Genomic DNA, 21,124 nt, shown 5'->3' with positions numbered 1-21,124 from the left:
TGTGAATGTACCTCGTCGGGCGATGCTGCTCATCATGTTGATGACCGTGGCGCAGCTACCGGTCGCACTGCGGCAACTGCTCGTCGTCCTGCTCGGTCACCAGAACACCGGCAGTTTCGCCACCGCCGGAGTAGCCAGCGCCGGCTGCGGGATCGGGCTGGCGGTCACCGCGCCCATGGTCGGTCGACTCCTGGGCCGGCTCGGGGCCCGGCCGGTGCTGCTCGCCACCGGCCTCGCCCACCTGCTCGCCCTGCTCGGCCTGGCCGTCACCACCGAACCGGCGGCGTTCGTGGCACTGGCGACTGTGGCCGGGCTCAGCACGCCACCGGCGGTCGGCAGCGGACGCGCCCAACTGGCCCGGCTCGTCGCCCCTGCCGCGCTGGCCCGCGCGTACGCGGTCAACGCCGTCGGGCAGGAGGTGCTCTACGTGGGCGGCCCCCTCGCTGTGACACTGAGCCTGCTGATCAGCGGACCCACTGCCGCACTGCTCGCCTTCGCGGTGATCGGCAGCGCCGGGCTGCTCGGCATGGTCGCGGTGCTGCCGCCGCACGAGGCCGACCGGCAGCCTCGCGGGAAGGGCTCCGCGCTGCCCGGCCGGGCCACCCGCCGCACCGTCGTCGGCACCCACATCGGCTACATGATGGGCATCGGCGCGATGTGGGTGCTGGTGCCCGCGTTCGCCACCACGGTCGGGCACCCGGACCAGGCCGGGCTGCTGGTGACCATCTGGTCGGTGGGCAGCCTGGCCGGTGGCGTGCTGCTGGCCAGCCGGGGACGGCCCGGCAGCCCGGCGGCGGCGTACCTGACGATGCTCGGCACGTTGGCCGCCACCTCGGTGGCGCTGCTGCTGCCCCGCAACGTGCCACAGATGGCCGTCGCGCTGGCGGTCTTCGGTCTCGCGCTGGCACCGTTCCTCGCCGTCACCGACGAGATCCTCGCGCGGTCCACCCCGGCGGTCCGGCTCCCCGAGACGTACGGGTGGTTGCAGACGGCCGGGCAGCTCGGCATCGCCGCCGGCTCCGCGACCAGTGGCATGGTCAACGACCACCTCGGCAACACCTGGGCGTTCCTGGTGGTCGTCGGCGCGCTCGCGCTGGCACTGATCGTCGCGCTCAGTCGCCGCCGGACCTTGCGGCTGCTGTCCGCCGCCCCGCAGGCCGAGACGGTCGGCTCGACGGTCACCGCCGGCGGGTCAGGTTTCGGCCGGGACGACGCCGGGTAGCCAGCGCCGACGCGGACCGGCATCGACGGGAGGCACGGCATGGGCTACCGGAAGCGCGACGGTGAGCAGCCGGGCGACCCGCGACACAGCGAGGACGAGGCCGGCCAGGTGCCGCTGGTGCAGGTCGAGGCGGACACCGAGGTCCCCGCACCGGCGGACACCGACGTCCGGCCGGACATCGTGACCGAACCCGAGAGCTCGGGTATGGCCGGTGGCTCGTCCGGCAGCAGCAGCGGTGGCTCCAGCATGCCGGGGCACCCCGACGCGACCCGCTGACCCAGGCTCAGCGGCTGATCAGCGCAGCCCGCGCCTCGGTCATGCCCTTGTTGGCGAGCCCGTCGGCCCGCTCGTTCTCCGGGTGCCCGTTGTGCCCCTTGACCCACAGCCAGGTCACCTCGTGCCGTTCGCAGGCCGCCTCCAGCCGCTGCCACAGGTCGGCGTTCTTCACCGGCTGCTTCGCGGCCGTCCGCCACCCGTTGCGTTTCCACGACGCCAGCCAGCTGGTGATGCCGTTGCGCACGTACGTGCTGTCGGTGTGCAGCTCCACCGTGACCGGCCGGTTCAGGCTCTCCAGCGCCTGGATGGCCGCCATCAGTTCCATCCGGTTGTTGGTGGTGGGCGTGGCCTCACCGCCGCACAACTCCCGCTCGTGATTGCCGTAGCGCAGCAGGGCGCCCCAACCGCCCGGCCCGGGGTTGCCACTGCACGCCCCGTCGGTCCAGATCTGCACGCCCCTGCCGGCCGCCGCGTCCACCATGCCCGGCAACCTACCGGGCGCGCACGTCGTCCTCGCCGCTCGGGGCCGGCGCGTCGCGACGCCCGCACCGCACGGCACCCGCTCGCGGCGGACGCGGGAGACGACGCCGCCGCACGGCACCCGCTCGGCGCGGGAGACGACTCCGGTCAGGTCGGACGTGGTGCGCCATCCGCGCCGGGCGCCGAACCCACCACCGCCGGTGGGATGGCCGGCGCGGGCCGGGTGGGGCGCAACCGGTCGCGAACCCGGCCGGCGGCGTCACCGGCGGTCGCGGCGATCATCGGCACCAGCCGGGTCGAATTCATGATCGCGACCTCCTCGGCCGGGGTGGTGCCGCCGTCGAGGAAGCGCAGCACCCGCTCGGCCGGGTTGCGGTCGAAGAGCCGGTCGAAGAACTCCGGACCGCCCACCCCGCCCCGGTCCAGTGCCCGCAACGCCACCGCGTCCATCCAGCGGTGCCGACGCGGGTACGCCGGCGCGGGCACCGGCGCCCGGCCGGCGGCGAGGGCGCGGGCCACCTGGTCGGCCTGCCGGTACATGGCGGAGAAGGTGAAGCCGGTGGAGGGGCGGGTCGCGCCGCCGGCCGTGCCGAGCCGGACCACCCGGGGGGTGGGCCGGGCCGGGAACGGCGCGTCGGTCATCGGGATGACCCCGTTCTCCACCTCGCGCACCCGCAATCCGCCCGGGTCCAAGCCGAGCAGGTCCCGGTAGCCGGTCAGCGCCGCGTCATAGCCGGCGTCGGTGAGCAGGTCCGGCGAGAACTCGGTGTACTCGACCAGGGCGTAGCGGTCGCTGACCGGCAGCACGTACCCGAAGGAGACGCCCCGGGGCGGCTGCGGGGTACGGAAGTCCATCAGCACCGCGCGGGTCGGGTCGAACACCGGTCGGTCAGCCTCCAGCCACCACCCCCGGAAGTGCTGCAACCAGGTCGTTCGCCCCGCTCGGGCCGGCGGGCGGGGACGCGAGTCGAGCACCCAGCCAGCCCGCACGGTGCGCCCGTCGCCGGTACGCACCAACACCCGGGTGCCGTCGTCGCGCACCGTGTCGGCCGGCGCGACGATCCGGGTGGCGTCCAGGCGACGCTCGGCGTCGGCAGCCCGGTCGTAGACCGGGCCGGAGCGGAGCATGGCGTACCGCAGCGGGGTGAGGTCCAGGACGCGACGGCGCGCCGCGGTCGCCACCTCGACCTGCTGCCAGCTCGCGCTGAGCAGCGGGTCCAGGTCGGTGTCGGGGTGGCCCCAGAAGGCCCAGGTGCGGTCCTGGCCGCGTCGGCGCACCGGGTCGACGATGGCGATCCGCTGATCGCGGACGCCGTGCCGGTCCAGTGCGGCGAGCAGCAGTGACGCCGCGCCGCCGCCACCGAGCAGCGCGAGGTCGACGTCGAGCGGCGCGGAGTCGGTCACCCGCACCACGCTGCCACACCGTCGCGCCCGACCGCGCGCCGCCATGGGTGGCGGCGGCGCTGTGCCGCCCGGGGCGGGCGACTCGACAGGGCGGATCGGCGTGCGTGCAGGCCCGATTGACAGGCAACTCTCTGGTTGCCTATTTTGATAGGCAACCGCTGGGTTGCCTGCTGTGGGGAGGGTCGATGGACGACGCGTTCCGGGCGCTGGCCGACCCCAGCCGGCGTCGACTGCTCGACCGGCTCAACGACCGCAACGGGCAGACCCTGCGGGAGCTCTGCGACGGGCTGGCGACCAGCCGACAGGCCGTCAGCAAGCATCTGTCGGTGCTGGAGGCCGCCAATCTCGTCACCACGGTGCGGCGTGGCCGGGAGAAGTTGCACTACCTCAACGCCGCCCCCATCAACGCCATCGCCGACCGGTGGCTCAGCCGCTACGACCGCGAGCGCGCCGCCACCCTCGCCGACCTGACCACCGCATTGGAGCGACACGCCATGGAGAGCCCCACCTTCGTCTACACGACCTACGTCACCACCACCGCGCAGCGACTGTGGGCCGCGCTCACCGAACCGGCGTTCACCCGCCGCTACTGGGGTGGGGTGGCGCTGATGTCGGACTGGCAGGTCGGGTCGCCCGTGCTGTGGCAGGACGCGCCGGACGCCGAGCCCCGCGACCTGGGCCAGCGGGTGCTCGTCGCCGAGCCGTATCGGCGCCTCTCCTACAGCTGGCACGGCTTCCAGCCCGAGCACGCCGAGCACTTCGGCTGGTCCGCCGAGGAGTTGGCCGCCCGGCTCGGCGAGCGCCGGTCGACGGTGACCTTCGAGATCGAGCCGCACGGCGACAGGGCCGTCCGGCTGACCGTCATCCACGACGACTTCTCCCCCGACAGCGAGATGCACCGGGCGATCAGCGGCCAGCTCGACGGCAGCGGCGGCTGGCCGGAGCTGCTGGCCAGCCTCAAGACGCTGGTGGAGACCGGCGAGCCGATGCCCGAACCGACCCCGGCCGGCTGACCCACGCGAGCGGGCCGGTCGTCGTGGCCGGCCCGCACCGAGCAGCGCCTCATTCGCGGCGTCGCCGGCAATACCTCGCCATCGGCCCAGCGGCGACAGCTCGCGGCTCTCCCCGCCTTCGGGTGGACACGTGACGGCAACGAGGATTTCTCATTTTCACCTGATCGAGGACCCAACCCACCTAGTGTTGGGCACACCGGTGCTAGTCACGGAGTTGGCCACCCGAACGACGTCCCACGCAGTCAGCGGACGAAAAGTGAGGGAAGACGCGTATGAAGGTCTCAACAGCACTCTGCTCGGCGGCGCTCGGCGTGGGCCTCGGCACGCTCCTGCTGCCAGGCGCCGCACTGGCCGACACCACCGTGTCACCGGCCACCACCCCGGTCGGTGGAACCGTCGTGCTCACCGCGACGACCTGCAACCCGAAGTCGGGTGATGCCATCTTCCGGGTCACCGGCCCCAACCGCGACCAGAACGTCCGATCCACCACGGCCGCCGCCGGCGGCGGGCTGAGCGCCGAACTCTTCACCGCCGGGTTCACCCTGGGCACCTACACGGTGGCGGCCACCTGCGGCGACGGCAGCTCGGCCGGCACCGCCACCTTCACCGTCACCCCGATCGGCGGCGCGCCCGCCGGCTCCGGCGGCGACAACCGTGACACCGGCGCTCTCGCCGCCGGCGGCACACTGCTCGGCACCGCCCTCGCCGGCGCGGTGATCCTGATCCGCCGGCGCCGTCCGGTGTCCACTGTCGCCTGATCGGCGGCCGTTCCATCCCTGAGACGGGTGCCCGCGCCGGTGACACCGGTGCGGGCACCCCGACGATCCCACCCGGAGGTGCACAGGTGTGGTGGCGGCGGACCCTGCCGGCCGTGGTCGCCCTGCTCGGCGTGACCGGGCTCGGGCTGATCACCGTCGGCCTCACCGCCGACCCGGCCCGGCCACCGCGACCGTCGGCCGAAGCGCCGACCCGCACCCACCCCGCACCGGACCTGGCCCCGCTGCCACCCGCCGCACCGGTCCGGGTGCAGATCCCGGCCATCGGCGTTCGCGCCGACATCGTTCCCGTGGGTGCGGACGCCAGCGGGGTGCTGGAGGTGCCGCCACTGGACCGGCCCACTCTCGCCGGCTGGTACCGGCACGGGGTCAGCCCCGGCGAGACCGGCAACGCCGTCCTGGTGGGACACGTCGACGCGCCGTCCGGCCCGGCGGTCTTCTTCGACCTCGGTCGGCTCCGCGCCGGGCAGCAGGTCCAGGTCACCCGCGCCGACGCACGGGTCGCGACGTTCACCGTGGACGCCGTCCGCGCGTACCCCAAGGAGCACTTCCCCACCACGCTGGTCTACGGCCCGGCGGACGCCGCCGGGCTGCGCCTGATCACCTGCGGTGGCCGGTTCGACGCCACCAGCGGCAACTACGTCGACAACGTCGTCGTCTTCGCCACCCGCACCGCCTGAACCGGGTCGTGCTCCGCCGCTCCGGCCGGCGGGCCGCTCACCGATGCGCGGAAAGGAAGGCGCGGATGCGGTCGCGGGGGTTGTCGGTCAACTCGGGACCGTGGGTGAAGGCCGCGAGGTCGTACTCCAACTCGCCGAGCACGTGCGCGGTCTCCCGGGTCATCTGGAAGTCGCTGCACAGCCACCGCATCGGCCACCGGACGCCGAGCACGTTGAACAACGCGTCCCCGGTGATCAGCAGGCGGGTCGGCTCGTGCAGCAGCGACACGTGCCCGGGCGAGTGCCCCGGGGTGTGCACCACCCGCAGACCGCCACCGACGTCGAGCAGGTCCCCGTCGGCCAGCGGCTGGGCCACCTCGACCGCCGGGAACCGGCCGCTGTTGAGCCGGGCGAAGAGACGACCTCCGGTCACCGCCGGGTCGCTGACCGGCGCGCGGCCCGCCTGCGCGTACGCCACGTCGGCGGCGTGCGCGGCGACCGGGGCACCGGTGCGGCGGGCCAACTCCGCCGCGCCGCCGGCATGATCGGGGTGCGCGTGGGTGAGCACGATCCGGGTGACGTCCGCCGGCACCTTGCCGATCGCCGCCAGCCCGCGCACGATCCGGGCCGGCGCCTTGGCCAGCCCGCAGTCGACAAGCGTGACGCTGCCGTCGTCGTCGACGAAGGCGTACGAGTTGACGGCCGAACGGCCGACAGTGGGGATACGCCAGACGTTCGGGGCCAGTGGCACCGCAGGGGCTCGCGTCATGTCGCGAGTCTAGGAACGATCGTCAACTGTCGTTGTCGACCGGTCGACGGTCCGCCTGACGCGCCGGAGGGCTAACCTCGCCCGGGTGATGTGGCAGCGGTACGTGGCGATCGGCGACAGCACCACCGAAGGGCTCGACGACCCGGACGGCGCCGGCGGCTACCGGGGCTGGGCCGACCGGTTCGCCCTGGCGGTGGCCCGCGCCCAGGGCGGTCTGGAGTACGCGAACCTGGCGATCCGTGGCCGGACCACCGCGCTGATCCGGGCCGAGCAACTCCAGCCCGCCCTCGACCTGGCCCCCGACCTCGCCACCGTCGTCGCCGGCATGAACGACGTGTTGCGCCCCTCCTTCGACGCCGACCAGGTCGCCGGTGATGTGGCGGCGATGCAGCAGGCGCTCGTCGATCAGGGGGCCACCGTGCTGACGTTCACGATGCCGGACCCGGCACCCGTGATGCCGCTGGCCCGACCCCTGCGGGGGCGCATGCTGGCGCTCAACGAGGCGCTGCGGGCCGCCACCGCGCGGACCGGCGCCACCCTCCTCGACCTGGGTGCCCACCCGGTCTCCTCCGATCCCCGGCTGTGGAGCGACGACCGGCTGCACGCCAACAGCGCCGGGCACGAGCGGATCGCCGCCGCGCTGGCGTACACGGCGGGTCTGCCCGGGTTCGACGACTCCTGGACGCAACCGTTGCCGCCGGCGGCGCGGCGACGCCGGGGTGAGGTGTTCGGCGCCGAGCTGGCCTGGACCCGCCGGCACCTGCTGCCCTGGCTGGTCCGGCACCTGGGCGGCCGGTCCTCGGGTGACGGCCGGGTGGCCAAGCGGCCGGTGCCGCTGCCGGTGCCGCTGGACTAGAACAGGTGCGGCAGGATAGCGACGTGGGCAAGGGTGCGGGACGCCGGCGGGCGAAGGCGACGACGGGACGGGTGTGCCCGTGCGGCTCCGGTCGGGCGTACGCGGACTGCTGCGCCCCGGCGCACGCGGGCGACGCCCCGGCGACGGCCGAGGCCCTGATGCGCTCCCGGTTCAGCGCCTTCGCCCTCGGCGACTCCGGTTACCTGCTGCGCAGCTGGCACTCGTCGACCCGGCCCGCCTCGCTGGAGCTCGACCCGGGGCAGCGGTGGACCCGACTGGAGATTGTGCGGACCGAGCGGGGCGGCCTGCTCGACGCCGCCGGCACGGTGAGCTTCCACGCCCACTACCGGCACGAGGGCCGGCCCGGCACGGTGACCGAACACAGCCGGTTCGTCCGCGAGGACGGCCGGTGGGTCTACCTCGACGGTGACCAACCCTGACGGCTGTTTGGGCGTAGGATGACGTCGGCGCCGTCCTGCGCCGCACCTCCCTCCCGGCGCTCACGCCGCCGGCAACGCGGAGGCAAAGGGTGCCTGGAGCCCTCGGGACGTGGTGCCACATGCCCCACTCCGGCGGGGTCGGCGGGAGCGTGAGTCCCGGTGACCGTGCCGTTGACCGGGAGCATGTGATGACCACCCAGAGATCGTTCAAGGCCCGGGTCCGGACCCGGATGGAGAAGACCGGCGAGAGCTACACCACGGCCCGCCGGCACCTGATCAACCGGGCCGCCGAGCGGGCCGCCCCGCCAGCTCAGCAGTCCACCGCCGCGGCGCCTGCCACGGCCGCCGCAGCGCAGACCGAGCGGATCGCCGACGACCTGATCCGCGACCGGACCGGCCGCGGGTGGGCCGAGTGGTTCGGCCTGCTCGACGCGGTGTCCGCCACCGACTGGACGCACACCCGGATCGCCCGGCACCTGACCACCGAACACGAGGTGCCCGGCTGGTGGGCGCAGACCATCACCGTCGGGTACGAGCAGGCACGCGGCCTGCGCGCGCCGGGTCAGCGACGCGGCGGCGGTTTCGAGGCCAGCGCGAGCCGGACGGTGGCGGTGCCGGCGCGGCGACTGTTCGAGGCGTTCGCCGACGAGACGGCACGCACCCGTTGGCTGCCCGACGTCGAGGTACGCGTCCGCACCGCCACCGCGCCGCGGATCTTCCGGGCCGACTGGGCCGGTGGCCCGACCCGGCTTGTCGTCGGCATCGACGCTGTCGGCGAGTCAAAGGCCCGGGTCAGCGTCCTGCACGAGAAGCTGACCGGGGCGGAGCAGGCCGCAGAGCTGAAGGCGTACTGGCGGGAACGGCTCGCCGCGCTGAAGGCACTGCTCGAAACGGACGGAGGCCACCGATGAGCTTCCGGGACCTCGACGGCCACCAGTGGTCGTTCCTCCACCTGGACGGCTGACCAGGCGGCCCGGCGGCGACCCCTCGGGCCGCCGCCGGGCCACCGGTCAGTGCCGGCCAGGCGTCACCGCCGCGACCACACCGGTGGGCACCACCGCCCGGCGCCGGCGGCGGGTCAGCAGCACCAGCGCCACCACGAGGTACGCCCCGGCGGTCAGCGCGAACGCCACCGCGTTGCCGGCCGCTGTGGCGAGCAGGCCGTAGACGGCGTACGTCACGATGATCAGCACGTCGGTGGCCATCCCGGCCAGGGATGTGACGGTGGCGCGACTGGTACCGGTGATCCGGGCCTGCAACCGGGCGTCGGCCAGCACAGTGGCCAGCTGCGCCGCGCCGAAGGCCACCGCGATCAGCACGAATCCCGCCTGGTGCCGCAGCAGTGCACCTCCCGCCAGCGCGACGCCGACCAGCCCCAGCAGCGCGGCGTACCCTCGGCTACCCAGCCGCTCCCCGGCCGGGGCGAGCAGCCCACCGATGGTCACCCCGGCCCAGAGCAGCAGGAGCAGCAGTGGGACGGCCTCCGCCCCGACACCGGTGTCCAGGGCGAGCAGCGGGGTGTACTCGTCCAGGGCACCCCAGTCGGCGGCGACCACCGCCACCAGCAGCACCGCCGACCGCACCGGCGCGCGGGTGCGGACCTGCGCCACCCCGGCCCGCAGCGTGTCCCACCATCCCAGGTCGGCATCGTCGTCCGGGTCCGCCGACGCGACGGTGTCCGGCTCGTCCGGGCCCGGGGGTGGGGCGCTGTCCGGCTGGTCCGGCCGGGGTGGTGCGGCATCCGCCCGCCCGGCGGCCAGCACCGGCCCGGCGATCGGGAGGCGCGCGGCGGCTGGCGCGCGGTGTTCCGGGAACCGGGTGGCGACGATCGCGGCGAGCAGGCAGGCGAGCACGCTGGCCGCGCCGATCACCGGGTAGCCGCCGACGGCGAGCACCGGGCCGGCGAGCACTCCGGAGAGCACCACGCCCAGCACACCCGCCGTCCGTGCCCGCCCGAGCACTCGCGCGTACCGGCCGACCGCGCCGAGCCGGTCCAGCTCGGTCCAGACCAGCGCCTCCAGGGCACCGGACACGAGCGCGCCACCGGCGCCCCAGAGGAGGAAACCGACAGCGAACGCCGGGTACGACGGCAGCAGCACCCAGAGCGCGAAACCGGCGGCGGCCACCAGCGGGGCGAGGCACAGCAGCAGCCGGCGGGACAGCACGTCGGCCCAGGCGCCGGAGGGCACCTCGAACAGGATGCCGGCGGCCGACCAGATGACGAACAGCGACGCGATCTGCCCCACCGACAGCCCGGTGTCGGCGAAGAACACCACGTACAGCGGGTAGAGCAGGACAAGGTCGCTGAGGAACGCGTACCCGTAGAGGGTCGCCGTCAGCCGGCGGACCGCCGGATCGGGCACGCGCGAGACGATGGAGATCATGGGGCCTTCCCGTGGGAGTGGAGACGGACACCGGACGTGCGGTGCCCGTGGTGGCCCACGGGATCGGCCTACGCCGCTGGATCAATGTCGCCAGGTCATGCCCGCGATGCTAGACAACCGGCGCGGTGGCGGCCAGCACTTTCGGCGTGCGGGCAGCGCGGGCCGGGTAGGCGAGGCGGGGCGGACAACGCGAGGCGGGGCGGGATCAGGTCGATCCCGCCCCGCCGTACCGCTGGATGTCAGCGCCGGTCGACCGGCGGAATGACAGTGGTGGTCTCGCTGTCGTCGCTGGTGCGCTGCCCGGGCACCGCGCGGTCGGTGCCGCCGGTGACCACCTGGGTGGCGTCGGAGCTGACCGGGAAGTGGACGACCTGGGTGGCCTCCGGGTCGCTGGGCCGGGGCACCACCTGGGTGGCGTCGGCGTCGGTCGGCCGGGGCACCACCTGGGTGGCGTCGGCGTCGGCCGGCCGGGGCACCACCTGGGTGGCCTCCGCCTCGCTGGTGGTGGCCGACCGGCGGGCCAGCTCGGCCTCGGCGTCACGGCGACCGGCCCGGTACGCCTGGGCGTGCTCGGCGATCAGCCGCGACTCCCGCTCGGCGCGGGTCAGCCACGACTCCCACCGACTCTGCATCGGACGGATCAGACCGCCGCCGACACCCACGACGAGGATGCCGCCGATCGTGGCCAGCACGGCGATCAGCACCGGAGTGGTGACCGCGGTGGCCACCCCGATCTGGTTCAGCGCGGCGATGACGCCGAGGCCGAGGATGAACACCGAGGCGATGGTGGCCAGCGCCCGGCCGTACGACAGGCCGCCGAGCGCGCCGCTGATGATGTCCTTGACCGCGTTGGCGATGGCGGCGGCGACCACGACGATGACGATCGCGACGAAAGCCCGGGGCAGCCACGAGATCACCGCACCGAGCAGGTCGGAGATCGGGTTCGGCCCCCAGATGCCGAAGGCGAGCTGGAGGGTGAACAGCAGCACCGCGTAGTAGGCGAGCTTCGCGACGATGTCGCTGGCGTCGTACCGGGAGCGACTCAATGCGCGGCGGATGCCGCCGCGTTCGACGGCGCGGTCGAAGCCCACCCGTTCGAGGACCTTCTCCACGATCTTCAGTACCGCCTTGGCGATCAGCCATCCGGCCACCAGGATCGCCAGGAAGGCGACGGCCTTGGGCAGGAAGAGCATCACCGAGCGGAGCGCGTCGCCCACCGCGTCGCTGACGTTGTCACTCATCTGGTCATTCCTTAAAGGGCAGCCGGATCGGTCTGCCCCGCACCTACCCCGGACCCGGCGCGCGGAAACGCCGATGATCACGAGCTCTGCCAGCCCTCTAGCGCGCGGACGAGCTTTGGCAATATTCTCCGGAGCACGTGCGGCCACTGGAGCTACTTTTCATCCCCGCCGTCGGCCGCAGGAGGAGATGCCATGCACGTCGACCATTCCGAAGTGGATCGCCGGACGCTGCTGCGGGCCGGTCTCGGCGCCGCCACGGTCGCCGTCGTCGGGAGCGAACTCGCCCTCCCGGGCGCGGCGCAGGCCGCGCCGGGCACCGACCTGGACTGGATCATCAGCTGCGACGAGTGGGCCGCCCGCCCGCCGAAGGATCCGCTGTCGGTGAGCGCCATCGCCACCAACAAGATCATCGTGCACCACATGGCGTTCCCGAACGTCACCGACTACTCCCGCGAGCAGGCGGTGAAGCTCGCGCACGACTGCCAGGACCTGCACATCGACGGCAACGGCTGGTCGGACACCGGCCAGCACTTCACGGTGAGCCGCGGCGGCTACGTTCTGGAGGGCCGCCGGGGCAGCCTGGAACGGCTCGAAGCCGGCGACCGGCAGATGATCTCGGCGCACTGCCCGGGTGAGAACGGCCGCGCGATCGGCATCGAGAACGAGGGCACCTACGTCACCGAGACACCGCCGAAGGCGTTGACCGACTCCCTGGTCAAGCTCTGCGTCGCGATCTGCCGGCAGTACGGGCTGCACGCGCACGACATCTTCGGCCACTGGGACTTCCGCACCACCGAGTGCCCGGGCGCCGCCTTCTACCGGCAGTTCCCCGAGCTGCGGCGGCGGGTGCACGCCGCCCTCGGCACGAAGCTCGGTGACGTGCCGGCGCGCCGCTGGCCGGACCTGTGGCGCTTCGTCAACTCCCCCTCGGTCCGGGTGGTGCAGCACCTGCTCGCCTTCCGGGGCTATCCGGTGACCGTCAGCGGCACGTTCGACGCCGCGACCGTCGCGGCCGTGCAGGACTGGCAGGCCCGCAACGGCATCGCTGTGGACGTGGACGCCACCCTCACCACGCCGACCTGGGAAACCCTGGCACCGGAGCTGGACCAGCACGCCAGCGGAGCGCCGGTCACGGCCGTGCAGGAGATCCTCGCCACCAAGGGGTACGGGGTCACCGTGACCGGGGCGTACGACCACGCCACCCGGAGCGCGGTGCGGGACCTCCAGGCACTGCACGGGCTGCCGCGCAACGGCAAGCTCAGCACGAGCACGTGGTGCGCTGTCGTCGGCGGGTCCGTCCGCGAGTCGTTCCGGCACCGCTGAGCGCGCGGTGGCGGTGTGGGGCGCACCCGCACCGCCACCGGCCAGCTCACCGGTTTGATCCGCCGCCCGGGCGGAAAGACTCCCGGGCATGACCTGGGCCCGTCGAGCCGTACCCGCCGTCGCCACCGCCGTCGCGGCGCTCGCCGCGCGGGACCTGATCCAGCGCGATCACGCGCTGCTGCGCAACTTCCCGGTCCTCGGCCGCGCCCGCTACCTGTTGGAGACGATCGGGCCGGAGCTTCGGCAGTACATCGTGGCCGGCAACAACGAGGAGCGGCCGTTCACCCGCGACCAGCGCCGCTGGGTGTACGCGTCGGCCAAGCAGGAGAACAACTACTTCGGTTTCGGTACGGACAACGACATCGAGTACACCCCCGGGTACCCGATCATCAAGCACCGTACGTTCGGCCGCGCCGTGCCGCCGTCGTCACCGGCCGCCGGGCACGACGTGCGGTTGCCCTGCGCGAAGGTGCTCGGCGCGGCACGGGGGCGGTCCCGGGCGTTCCGCCCCGAGTCGGTCGTCAACATCTCCGGGATGAGCTTCGGCTCGCTCTCTGGCAACGCCGTCACCGCGCTCAACAAGGGGGCGGCGCTCGCCGGCTGCCTGCAGAACACCGGAGAGGGCGGCCTGTCGCCGTACCACCGCAACGGCGGCGAGCTGGTCTTCCAACTCGGCACGGCGTACTTCGGCTGCCGCGACGAGCACGGCCGGTTCAGCCTCGACCGGCTGAAGGACCTGGTCGCCGGGGCTCCGGTCAAGGCGTTGGAGATCAAGCTGAGCCAGGGTGCCAAGCCGAGCCTCGGTGGGTTGCTGCCCGGGGCGAAGGTGTCCGCCGAGATCGCCGCCACCCGGGGCATCCCGGCCGGTCAGGACTGCGTCAGCCCGTCCCGGCACGCCGAGTTCTCCGACTGCGACAGCCTGCTCGACTGGGTGGAGTTGCTGGCCGCCGAGACCGGCCTGCCGGTCGGCATCAAGTCGGCCGTGGGTGACCTGGGCTTCTGGCAGGAGCTGGCCACCCTGATGCGGGACACCGGCCGGGGTGTGGACTTCGTGACGATCGACGGCGGTGAGGGCGGCACCGGCGCCGCACCGCTCATCTTCACCGACTCCGTGTCGCTCCCGTTCCAGCAGGGCTTCTCCCGGGTGTACAAGATCTTCGCCGAGCACGGCCTGCACGAGCAGGTGGTCTTCGTAGGCGCCGGCAAGCTCGGTCTGCCGGACAATGCCATCGTGGCGTTCGCGCTCGGCTGCGACCTGGTCAACGTCGGTCGGGAGGCGATGCTGTCGATCGGCTGCATCCAGGCGCAGAAGTGCCACACCGACACCTGCCCCACCGGTGTCGCCACGCAGAACGCGTGGCTCGCCCGCGGCCTGGACCCGGCGTCGAAGTCGGTCCGGGCGGCCAACTACGTGCGGACCCTGCGCCGGGACCTGACCAAGGTCGCCGAGGCCTGCGGCGTCGAACACCCCGGCCTGATCGGAACCGACGCCGTGGAGATCCTGGACGGCCGCACCGGCTCCACGCCACTGCACGAGGTGTACGGCTACCGGCCGGAATGGGGGCTGCCCTCCCCCGCCGACCAGGCGGAGATCATCCGGCTGATGGTCCCGGAGGCACCGCAGGGCGGCAGTGCCCCGCCCTCGGCCACCGCCGTCGGCTGAGGTCACGGCCACCCAGCCAGCGCGGATCGCGGATCGCGGATCGCGGATCGCGGATCGCGGATCGCGGATCGCGGATCGCGGATCGCGGATCGCGGATCGCGGATCGCGGATCGGGATCGGGATCGGGATCGGGATCGGGATCGGGATGAGCTTGATGTCTGTGCGGCATCATGATGACGCACAGACATCAAGCGTTTCCCCGCTATGTCCGCGAAGTGCCGACCGCCGTTCACCACGACCGCCGACCACCACGACCGCCGACCACCACGGCCAGCCACCACCATCCGCCACCGCCAGCCACCGCCGCCGCCAGCCGCCAGCCGCCAGCCCGCCAGCCCGCCAGCCGCCAGCCGCCAGCCGCCAGCCGCGACGACTGTCGGGCACGACTACCAGGCACAACCATCGCCGTTGCACGTCGCCCGAACGACGCGACCGCCGGCAGATCGATGCCGGCGCTAATCGCGTGGAGCCGGCGACTCACCGCGTCTATGGTGGCGCGGTGCTGATCAGACGCGAAACACCCGCCGACGTCGACGCCGTCCGAGCGGTGCACTCCGCCGCCTTCGCCAAGGCCGACGGTGGTCCGGGCACACCGGTCGAGGCGACGCTCGTCGACGCGCTGCGCACCGACGAGGGCTGGCTCCCCGCGTACTCCCTGGTGGCGGTTGATTCGGACGGCCAGGTGGTCGGTCACGTGGTGGCCACCCGCGGCCTGGTGGGCGGTGCGCCGGTGGCGCTGGGCCTGGGGCCGCTGGGCGTGCTGCCGGACTGGCAGCGGCGCGGGGTCGGCAGCGCGTTGATGCACGCGGTGCTCGGCGCGGCCGACGCGCGGGACGAGCCGCTCGTGGTGCTGCTCGGGCACCCCGACTACTACCCGCGTTTCGGGTTCCGGCCCGCCGTCGAGCTGGGTGTCACCCCGCCGCAACCGTGGGGACCGCAGTACTTCATGGCTCGGCCGCTGCACGCGTGGGACGAGTCGATCCGGGGCGAGTTCCGCTACGCCAGCCCGTTCGACGACCTGTGAACCCACCGCGCATCCGCCGACGGCGTGCCACCGACCTGGACGGCTGCGTCGCGGCGCTCGCCGAGGTTCACCGGGTCGACAGGTACCCGATGAACTGGCCCGCCGACCCGCACCGCTGGCTCCGCGAACCGCAGCCGGCGCGGGCCTGGGTGGCAGTCGATGCGGACGCTGCCGTCGTGGGGCACATCGCCGTGCATCGGGTGCCCGACCCGGCGGGCGGGTCGCTGGCCCAGCCGACGGCCGAGGTGGCCCGTCTGTTCGTGGTGCCGAAAGCCCGGGGGTTGGCACTGGGCAGCGCGCTGCTGGACCGGGCCCGCCGGTGGGCGGCCACACGCGCGACGGACCTGGTGCTGGAGGTGACCGCCGGTGACACCGCGGCCGTCGCCCTGTACGAGCGCGCGGGATGGCGGTGTGTCGGCACCAGCACGGCACCGTGGGCGGCGCCCGACGGCGGCCCGGTGTCGCTGCGGCACTACACGCTGCGTCACCGCGTGTCGGCCTCCGACGTCGCACCGGCCAGCACCGCGAGGCGACGGGCGAGCCGGCCCGCGGCCTCGCGCAGCTCGGCGGGCTCCAGCACCTCGACCTCGTAGCTCAGCCGGGCGAGGTGCGCGGCGAGCCAGTCCAGGCTGTCGCCGCCGAGGACCAGCACCGACCACCCGTCGCGATCCTCCTCGACCCGTCCCACCTGGGGCGGGACCACCTGGCGCAGTTGGTCGGCCGGGGCGTGCACGCGCACCCGGGCGAGGTACCGGTAGGGCGCCCCGGTCACTGCCCGCTGCACGAAGGCGACCGGATCGGGGTGCTCGCGGGCCCGGAAACGCCAGGTCGTCGCCACCGTCGCCTCCATCCGGTCCAGCCGGAACGTCCGCCAGTCGTCGCGGTCGACGTCCCAGGCCATCAGATACCAGCGGCGCCCGGTGGTGACCATCCGGATCGGTTCGACAGTCCGTTCCTGGCCCCCGGCGCCCCGGCCGGGATAGTGGAACCGAACGCGCACCCCGTCCCGACAGGCGCGGGCCAGTGTCACCAGCAACTCCGCGTCGATCTCGGCGACCGGACCGATGAGGGTGTCGGTGGCGCCGTGCACCGCCCGCACCTCGGCGCGCAGCCGCGACGGCATCACCTGGTCGAGCTTGGCGAGTGCCCGTAGCGCCGCCTCGCTCGCCCCGGCGACGGTGCCGCCGGAGGCCAGCCGCAGCGACACCGCCGTGGCGATCGCCTCCTCGTCGTCGAGGAGCAACGGCGGCAGCCGGGTGCCCGCACCGAGTTGGTAGCCGCCGCCGACGCCCGACACGGCGTGCACCGGGTAACCGAGCGTCCGCAGGCGCTGCACGTCGCGGCGCACGCAACGGCCGGTGACCCCCAACTCGGCGGCGAGTTCGGCGGCCGTCCAGGACGGTCGTCGTTGCAGCAGCGCCAGCAGGCGCAGCACCCGCTCGGTCGTCGCCTCGACGGTCATTCGTCGATCGTTGCACGGATAGCGGAACGACCCTGTCCGCTATCCGCGAGAGGCTCAGACCATGACCGACCAGATCAGACACCAGGGATCCGCCGTGATCCGCGACGTGCAGATCACCGTCGACTGCGCCGACCCGGCCCGGTTGGCCACGTTCTGGGCCGAGGCGCTCGGCTACCAGGTGCAGGCACCACCCGGGGACTTCGAATCCTGGGACCAGGCACTGGAGGCGATGGGTGTGCCGCCGGAGAACCGCAACGACGCGTCGGCGGTGGTCGACCTCGAGAGCGCGCGACCACGGCTGTTCTTCCAGCGGGTGCCGGAGCGCAAGCAGGTGAAGAATCGCGTCCACCTCGACGTCCGGGCTGCCCCCGGGCTGACCGGTGACGCGCGGATGGCGGCCCTGGAGACGGAGGCCGAACGGCTGGTCTCGCACGGCGCGAAGCGCCTCGGCCGGCACGAGCCCACTCCCCCGTTGGCCGCCGGTCATCTGCTCATGGCCGACCCCGAGGGCAACGAGTTCTGCCTCGACTGATCGGACGTTCGCCCAGCTCACTGCCGCATTGGCCGGGCGTCATGCGAACATGTGTACGTGTCGCCCGGCGCCAGCATCCTGCACGCCGACCTGGACGCGTTCTACGCGTCGGTCGAGCAGCGCGACGACCCGCGCCTGCGTGGCCGGCCGGTGATCGTCGGTGGCGGTGTGGTGCTCGCGGCCAGCTACGAGGCGAAGGCGCGGGGTGTCCGCAGCGCGATGGGCGGGCAGCAGGCGCGGCGGCTCTGCCCGGACGCGATAGTGGTGCCGCCCCGGATGTCGGCGTACACGGCGGCGAGCCGCGCGGTCTTCGAGATCTTCCGGCAGACCACGCCGCTGGTCGAGGGGCTCTCCATCGACGAGGCGTTCCTCGACGTGGGCGGGCTGGGGCGGCTGGTCGGGCCACCGGCAGAGATCGCCGAACGGCTGCGCCGGGAGGTCCGCGACCAGGTCCACCTGCCGATCACGGTGGGGGTGGCCCGCACGAAGTTCCTGGCCAAGGTGGCCAGCGGGGTGGCGAAACCGGACGGCCTGCTGGTGGTCGCGCCGGACGACGAGCTGGCGTTCCTGCACCCGCTGCCGGTGGAACGGCTCTGGGGCGTCGGCCCGGTCACTGCCGCCAAGCTGCGGGAACGCCGGATCCGTACGGTCGGGGAGGTGGCCCGCCTCGGCGAGGCGGCGCTGGTGTCGGTGCTCGGGGCGGGCGCCGGCCGGCACCTGCACGCGCTGGCGCACAATCGCGACCCCCGGGCGGTGCAGGTGGGGCGGCGGCGCGGGTCGATGGGCGCGCAGCACGCGCTCAGTCGCACCCCGCACGCCTCCACGGAGTTGGACGCCATCCTCGCCGGCCTGGTCGACCGGGTCAGCCGGCGGATGCGGGCGGCCGGGCGGTCCGGCCGCACAGTGGTGTTGCGCCTGCGCTTCGGCGACTACACCCGGGCCACCCGCTCGCACACGGTGGGTAAGGCGACGGCGGACACCACGCCACTGCTCGCCGCCGCGCGTGCCCTGCTGCGCGCGGCGCTGCCCGAGATCGATCGCCGTGGTGTCACCCTGATCGGTGTCTCGGTAGGCAACCTCGACGACAACCCGGTCCAGCCAGAGCTGCCGTTCCAGCCCGATGCCGGTTCCGATCTGGACGCTGCGGTGGACGCGGTCCGCGACCGGTTCGGATCGGCCGCACTCACCCGGGCGGTGTTGCTCGGCCGGGAGCCGGGGGTGGAGATGCCACTCCTGCCGGACTGACCGATACGCGTGCGGCGTCCGCGTCCGAGCTGCGATCAGAGACACATCACAGCAGGTCGGCGGTTTAGCCGGCGGCTGACGGGTGACCCTTGAGGGGTACAGCCTGACGAGGGGGGCCCACTCATGTCCGACGACACCAGCAACCGACCGAGCCGCACCGCCGAGCGTCCGCACGACGTGACCGACCCGCTGCTGTGGCAGTTGGCGATCGACGTGCTGAGCGCACACGAGCCGGACGACGAGGGCCGGTGCCGCAACCTTCAGTGCGCCGGTCAGTCCTGGCCGTGCGCGGCCCGTGCCGGTGCCGAGCACTCGCTGCGACTGTCCCGCAGCACGCCCGACTCGGTCGAGAGGATCACCGACGGCGACGACAGTGACGACGTGGGCGCGGGCCGTCCCGGGGAGTCCGCGGTTCCCGCGTCCCGCTGGGGCTGGAACGCCGGCCCGGCATCGTCGCATCGAGGGCCGAAGGCGTCCGCCTCGGCGGCGTGACGGCGGCCCGCACGAGGCATCATGGGCACCCGGGCTGACAGCACGACACACACGAACGCTCGGCCGGTGATCCGGCCGAGCGTTCGTGTGTCATCCGTCAGAGGCTGAGCCGCTGACCCGGAAAGATCAGACCCGGGTCTGCTCCGACCACCTGCCGGTTGTCCTCGTACAGGGCCTGCCAGCCGCCGGCCACCCGCTGGTCGGCAGCAATCTCGGACAGGGTGTCGCCCGACCTGACCAGGTACGTCTGGCCGCCCGCCACCGGCGCGGTGCGCTGGTGGTCGCGGGTCGCCGGCTGCTCGCCACGCGACGACCGCTCCTGCGGTTTGGTGGGCTTCGCGGTCGACGTCGTCGACTTTCCGGTGGATCTGGTCGACGACTTCGCGGCGGACTTGGTCGCGGAGCCGCCCTTCTTGCCGCAGGTCGGCCACGCGCCGATGCCCTGCCCGTCGAGCACCTTCTCGGCAACGGCGATCTGCTCGCCACGGCTGGCCAGGTCGGCGCGGGCGGCGTACTTCTTGCCGCCGTAACCGGCCCAGGTGCTCTGCGAGAACTGAAGCCCGCCGTAGTACCCGTTACCAGTGTTGATCTTCCAGTTGCCGCCGGACTCGCACTTGGCGATCGCGTCCCAGTTGACGGCGGCCTGCGCCGGGGCGGCCGGCCCGAAGAGGGCGACAGCGCCGGTGACCGCGCCGACGGCAAGGGTGCCGACGGCAAGGCGGCGGGTGGTGACCCGTCGGTGACGGGGGGTGTAGACAGACGTCATGTGAGCTTCCTCCACGCCGGCGAGGTGAGCTGTCGGGTTCGGGCCGAGGAGCCCGGCCGCGCGGTGGCGGCTTCACCCCGAGGTGACATGCACCGAGGAACGTGTGGGTCCCCCGCTCCTGCCCGGGTGACTGGGTTCCGACGACCGGGGGCAGGATTTGGCGTTGCCGGCCGTGGTGTCCGCGTTGGCGAACCCGACCGACGTTAGGCACCGTCGGTGACGGTCGCCCACCCCTTGTGAACTCTTTCACCGGGCCACGCGGGGCGGGTCCCGCAGCGGTTGCGGGCGAACGACGTCTGTGCAGTGACCATCGTGGACCGTTTCCGATCAGGTCGGCACAGCAGGCGGTGCGAACACGGCCACGGCCCGGCCGGACAGTTCGATTCAGGCGGTCGCCTGGTATCTGCGGAGCGCAGCTTCGGCAAGTTGGTCCAGGTACCTGTCACCACCGGGTTTGTTGCCCTCCTCCTGAATGACCACCAGAGTGGTCCCGATCCGGACGAGGACGCTGTCGCATTCCAGCGTGTCGGCACCGTAGGTCGCGCTGCACCTGACGTGAATGCTGTCGTCGCCCAACCGCGGCCCTGCTGCCACTGCGAAGCGATGGCTGCCGCCCTGGCCGGACGATGCGACGGTGGGACAACGGCCGATCAGGGTTCGCAGGTCGGCCATTGCTCGTCGTGCACCGTCATCGGCGTACGTCCTGAGGACTTCGGTCCCCACCCACAGGTCATCCGGGCCCGCGTCATAGCTGAGGGTGGCCGCGGCCATCGCTGACGGAGTCCCGGTCAGCCGCCTCGCTGACAACAGCGGGGTCATGCTGCCCGAGCAGGCGTCTGAGCGTTGTTTCCCGGCATCGGGCGACATGACTGTCGCAATGTCCACAGTGAATCCTGACGGCACCGAGTCCGTGGCGACCAGGCGTGCGGACAGCGCCGGGGAGTAGCCCGGCCCGCCCGTCGCCGGAACTACTGGCTCGGGCGGCTTCGTGGCTGTGGCCGAGCCCGTCGTCTGCGCCGCGGAGGGGATCGCTTCGCCCGCTGACCGATCCGCTGTACGAGCCGGTGCGGAACCGCAGGCGGTCACCGTGCAGACGG

The 21,124-nt window shown here is 73.1% G+C and carries 24 protein-coding genes and 1 riboswitch; of the genes, 15 read left to right on the top strand and 9 right to left on the bottom strand.

The features are described 5' to 3' along the window. Nucleotide 1: 1 nt before the first annotated feature. Both QSK15_RS14920 and QSK15_RS14915 read left to right on the top strand, forming a co-directional pair. Nucleotides 2–1,222: an MFS transporter gene (locus tag QSK15_RS14920; protein WP_285794792.1), complete on the top strand. Its 1,221-nt coding sequence runs from the start codon at nucleotides 2–4 to the stop codon at nucleotides 1,220–1,222. Nucleotides 1,223–1,261: 39 nt separating this feature from the next. Then, nucleotides 1,262–1,498 carry a preprotein translocase YidC gene (locus QSK15_RS14915; RefSeq protein WP_285794791.1) on the top strand — a complete coding sequence of 79 codons (237 nt, stop codon included), beginning with the start codon at nucleotides 1,262–1,264 and terminating at the stop codon, nucleotides 1,496–1,498. A gap of 7 nt (nucleotides 1,499–1,505) precedes the next feature. Here QSK15_RS14915 and rnhA read toward each other — a convergent pair whose 3' ends face one another. Together rnhA and QSK15_RS14905 are read right to left on the bottom strand one after the other, a co-directional pair. Further along, nucleotides 1,506–1,979, bottom strand: coding sequence for a ribonuclease HI (rnhA, locus tag QSK15_RS14910; RefSeq protein WP_285794790.1), 474 nt, complete (start codon nucleotides 1,977–1,979; stop codon nucleotides 1,506–1,508). Between the two features lie 146 nt (nucleotides 1,980–2,125). Next, nucleotides 2,126–3,382 (bottom strand): lycopene cyclase family protein, encoded by a 1,257-nt coding sequence (locus QSK15_RS14905; RefSeq protein WP_285794789.1) that lies wholly within the window; start codon nucleotides 3,380–3,382, stop codon nucleotides 2,126–2,128. Nucleotides 3,383–3,567: 185 nt separating this feature from the next. Here QSK15_RS14905 and QSK15_RS14900 point away from each other — a divergent pair, with 185 nt between their 5' ends. The 3 genes from QSK15_RS14900 to QSK15_RS14890 all read left to right on the top strand — a co-directional run bounded on the left by QSK15_RS14900 (nucleotide 3,568) and on the right by QSK15_RS14890 (nucleotide 5,851). Then, complete coding sequence (locus tag QSK15_RS14900) at nucleotides 3,568–4,395, top strand: ArsR/SmtB family transcription factor (protein ID WP_285794788.1); 828 nt, start codon at nucleotides 3,568–3,570, stop codon at nucleotides 4,393–4,395. Nucleotides 4,396–4,667: 272 nt separating this feature from the next. Further along, nucleotides 4,668–5,153 (top strand): hypothetical protein, encoded by a 486-nt coding sequence (locus QSK15_RS14895; protein ID WP_279516383.1) that lies wholly within the window; start codon nucleotides 4,668–4,670, stop codon nucleotides 5,151–5,153. Between the two features lie 86 nt (nucleotides 5,154–5,239). Beyond that, nucleotides 5,240–5,851 carry a class F sortase gene (locus QSK15_RS14890; RefSeq protein ID WP_285794787.1) on the top strand — a complete coding sequence of 204 codons (612 nt, stop codon included), beginning with the start codon at nucleotides 5,240–5,242 and terminating at the stop codon, nucleotides 5,849–5,851. Nucleotides 5,852–5,888: 37 nt separating this feature from the next. Here the strand turns inward: QSK15_RS14890 and QSK15_RS14885 are convergent, their stop codons facing one another. After that, nucleotides 5,889–6,599, bottom strand: coding sequence for an MBL fold metallo-hydrolase (locus tag QSK15_RS14885; protein WP_285794786.1), 711 nt, complete (start codon nucleotides 6,597–6,599; stop codon nucleotides 5,889–5,891). 88 nt (nucleotides 6,600–6,687) lie between these two features. Between QSK15_RS14885 and QSK15_RS14880 the strand changes: the two genes are divergently transcribed. From QSK15_RS14880 to QSK15_RS14870, 3 genes are all read left to right on the top strand, one after another. After that, nucleotides 6,688–7,455, top strand: a complete 768-nt coding sequence (locus tag QSK15_RS14880; protein WP_285795127.1) for an SGNH/GDSL hydrolase family protein — start codon at nucleotides 6,688–6,690, stop codon at nucleotides 7,453–7,455. A 23-nt stretch (nucleotides 7,456–7,478) separates the two neighbouring features. After that, entirely contained in the window at nucleotides 7,479–7,895 is a 417-nt protein-coding gene (locus QSK15_RS14875) for a YchJ family protein (RefSeq protein ID WP_285794785.1), read from the top strand. Between the two features lie 188 nt (nucleotides 7,896–8,083). Further along, nucleotides 8,084–8,806, top strand: a complete 723-nt coding sequence (locus tag QSK15_RS14870; protein WP_285794784.1) for a hypothetical protein — start codon at nucleotides 8,084–8,086, stop codon at nucleotides 8,804–8,806. 99 nt (nucleotides 8,807–8,905) lie between these two features. Here QSK15_RS14870 and QSK15_RS14865 read toward each other — a convergent pair whose 3' ends face one another. Both QSK15_RS14865 and QSK15_RS14860 read right to left on the bottom strand, forming a co-directional pair. Beyond that, nucleotides 8,906–10,279, bottom strand: a complete 1,374-nt coding sequence (locus QSK15_RS14865) for an MFS transporter (protein WP_285794783.1) — start codon at nucleotides 10,277–10,279, stop codon at nucleotides 8,906–8,908. Between the two features lie 239 nt (nucleotides 10,280–10,518). Next, the gene (locus QSK15_RS14860) at nucleotides 10,519–11,520 is read right to left on the bottom strand and encodes a mechanosensitive ion channel family protein (protein WP_285794782.1); all 1,002 of its coding nucleotides are present in this window, start codon (nucleotides 11,518–11,520) and stop codon (nucleotides 10,519–10,521) included. Nucleotides 11,521–11,712: 192 nt separating this feature from the next. Here QSK15_RS14860 and QSK15_RS14855 point away from each other — a divergent pair, with 192 nt between their 5' ends. Together QSK15_RS14855 and QSK15_RS14850 are read left to right on the top strand one after the other, a co-directional pair. Continuing rightward, nucleotides 11,713–12,843: a peptidoglycan recognition protein family protein gene (locus QSK15_RS14855; RefSeq protein WP_285794781.1), complete on the top strand. Its 1,131-nt coding sequence runs from the start codon at nucleotides 11,713–11,715 to the stop codon at nucleotides 12,841–12,843. A gap of 88 nt (nucleotides 12,844–12,931) precedes the next feature. Further along, complete coding sequence (locus tag QSK15_RS14850; RefSeq protein ID WP_285794780.1) at nucleotides 12,932–14,506, top strand: FMN-binding glutamate synthase family protein; 1,575 nt, start codon at nucleotides 12,932–12,934, stop codon at nucleotides 14,504–14,506. Nucleotides 14,507–14,735: 229 nt separating this feature from the next. On the opposite strand, the gene QSK15_RS14845 is transcribed toward QSK15_RS14850, so the two are convergent. Then, complete coding sequence (locus tag QSK15_RS14845) at nucleotides 14,736–14,909, bottom strand: hypothetical protein (protein WP_285794779.1); 174 nt, start codon at nucleotides 14,907–14,909, stop codon at nucleotides 14,736–14,738. 96 nt (nucleotides 14,910–15,005) lie between these two features. On the opposite strand from QSK15_RS14845, the gene QSK15_RS14840 reads away from it, so the two are divergent. Both QSK15_RS14840 and QSK15_RS14835 read left to right on the top strand, forming a co-directional pair. Beyond that, the gene (locus QSK15_RS14840) at nucleotides 15,006–15,530 is read left to right on the top strand and encodes a GNAT family N-acetyltransferase (protein WP_285794778.1); all 525 of its coding nucleotides are present in this window, start codon (nucleotides 15,006–15,008) and stop codon (nucleotides 15,528–15,530) included. Beyond that, a complete protein-coding gene (locus QSK15_RS14835) occupies nucleotides 15,527–16,123 on the top strand; it encodes a GNAT family N-acetyltransferase (RefSeq protein WP_285794777.1) in 597 nt (198 codons plus the stop codon). Before QSK15_RS14840 ends, QSK15_RS14835 begins: the two co-directional genes overlap by 4 nt. On the opposite strand, the gene QSK15_RS14830 is transcribed toward QSK15_RS14835, so the two are convergent. Further along, nucleotides 16,015–16,992 carry a helix-turn-helix transcriptional regulator gene (locus QSK15_RS14830; protein ID WP_285794776.1) on the bottom strand — a complete coding sequence of 326 codons (978 nt, stop codon included), beginning with the start codon at nucleotides 16,990–16,992 and terminating at the stop codon, nucleotides 16,015–16,017. The genes QSK15_RS14835 and QSK15_RS14830 overlap by 109 nt on opposite strands. 61 nt (nucleotides 16,993–17,053) lie before the next feature. Here QSK15_RS14830 and QSK15_RS14825 point away from each other — a divergent pair, with 61 nt between their 5' ends. The 3 genes from QSK15_RS14825 to QSK15_RS14815 all read left to right on the top strand — a co-directional run bounded on the left by QSK15_RS14825 (nucleotide 17,054) and on the right by QSK15_RS14815 (nucleotide 19,261). Next, a complete protein-coding gene (locus tag QSK15_RS14825) occupies nucleotides 17,054–17,524 on the top strand; it encodes a VOC family protein (RefSeq protein WP_285794775.1) in 471 nt (156 codons plus the stop codon). Between the two features lie 57 nt (nucleotides 17,525–17,581). Further along, a complete protein-coding gene (gene dinB / locus QSK15_RS14820; RefSeq protein ID WP_285794774.1) occupies nucleotides 17,582–18,769 on the top strand; it encodes a DNA polymerase IV in 1,188 nt (395 codons plus the stop codon). Nucleotides 18,770–18,892: 123 nt separating this feature from the next. Beyond that, on the top strand, nucleotides 18,893–19,261 hold the full coding sequence (locus QSK15_RS14815; protein WP_285794773.1) for a hypothetical protein: 369 nt from the start codon (nucleotides 18,893–18,895) through the stop codon (nucleotides 19,259–19,261). Between the two features lie 97 nt (nucleotides 19,262–19,358). On the opposite strand, the gene QSK15_RS14810 is transcribed toward QSK15_RS14815, so the two are convergent. Both QSK15_RS14810 and QSK15_RS14805 read right to left on the bottom strand, forming a co-directional pair. Further along, complete coding sequence (locus tag QSK15_RS14810; RefSeq protein WP_285794772.1) at nucleotides 19,359–20,027, bottom strand: transglycosylase family protein; 669 nt, start codon at nucleotides 20,025–20,027, stop codon at nucleotides 19,359–19,361. Continuing rightward, nucleotides 20,028–20,200: riboswitch (cyclic di-AMP (ydaO/yuaA leader) on the bottom strand. Nucleotides 20,201–20,411: 211 nt separating this feature from the next. Then, nucleotides 20,412–20,912 carry a hypothetical protein gene (locus QSK15_RS14805; RefSeq protein WP_285794771.1) on the bottom strand — a complete coding sequence of 167 codons (501 nt, stop codon included), beginning with the start codon at nucleotides 20,910–20,912 and terminating at the stop codon, nucleotides 20,412–20,414. Nucleotides 20,913–21,124: the final 212 nt, after the last annotated feature.

The sequence above is a fragment of the Micromonospora sp. NBRC 107095 genome, from assembly GCF_030269705.1.
GTDB classification, from domain to species: Bacteria; Actinomycetota; Actinomycetes; order Mycobacteriales; family Micromonosporaceae; genus Micromonospora; species Micromonospora parva.
Note: the sequence above shows the minus strand (reverse complement) of the source record. Positions and strands in the feature narration are given on the sequence as shown.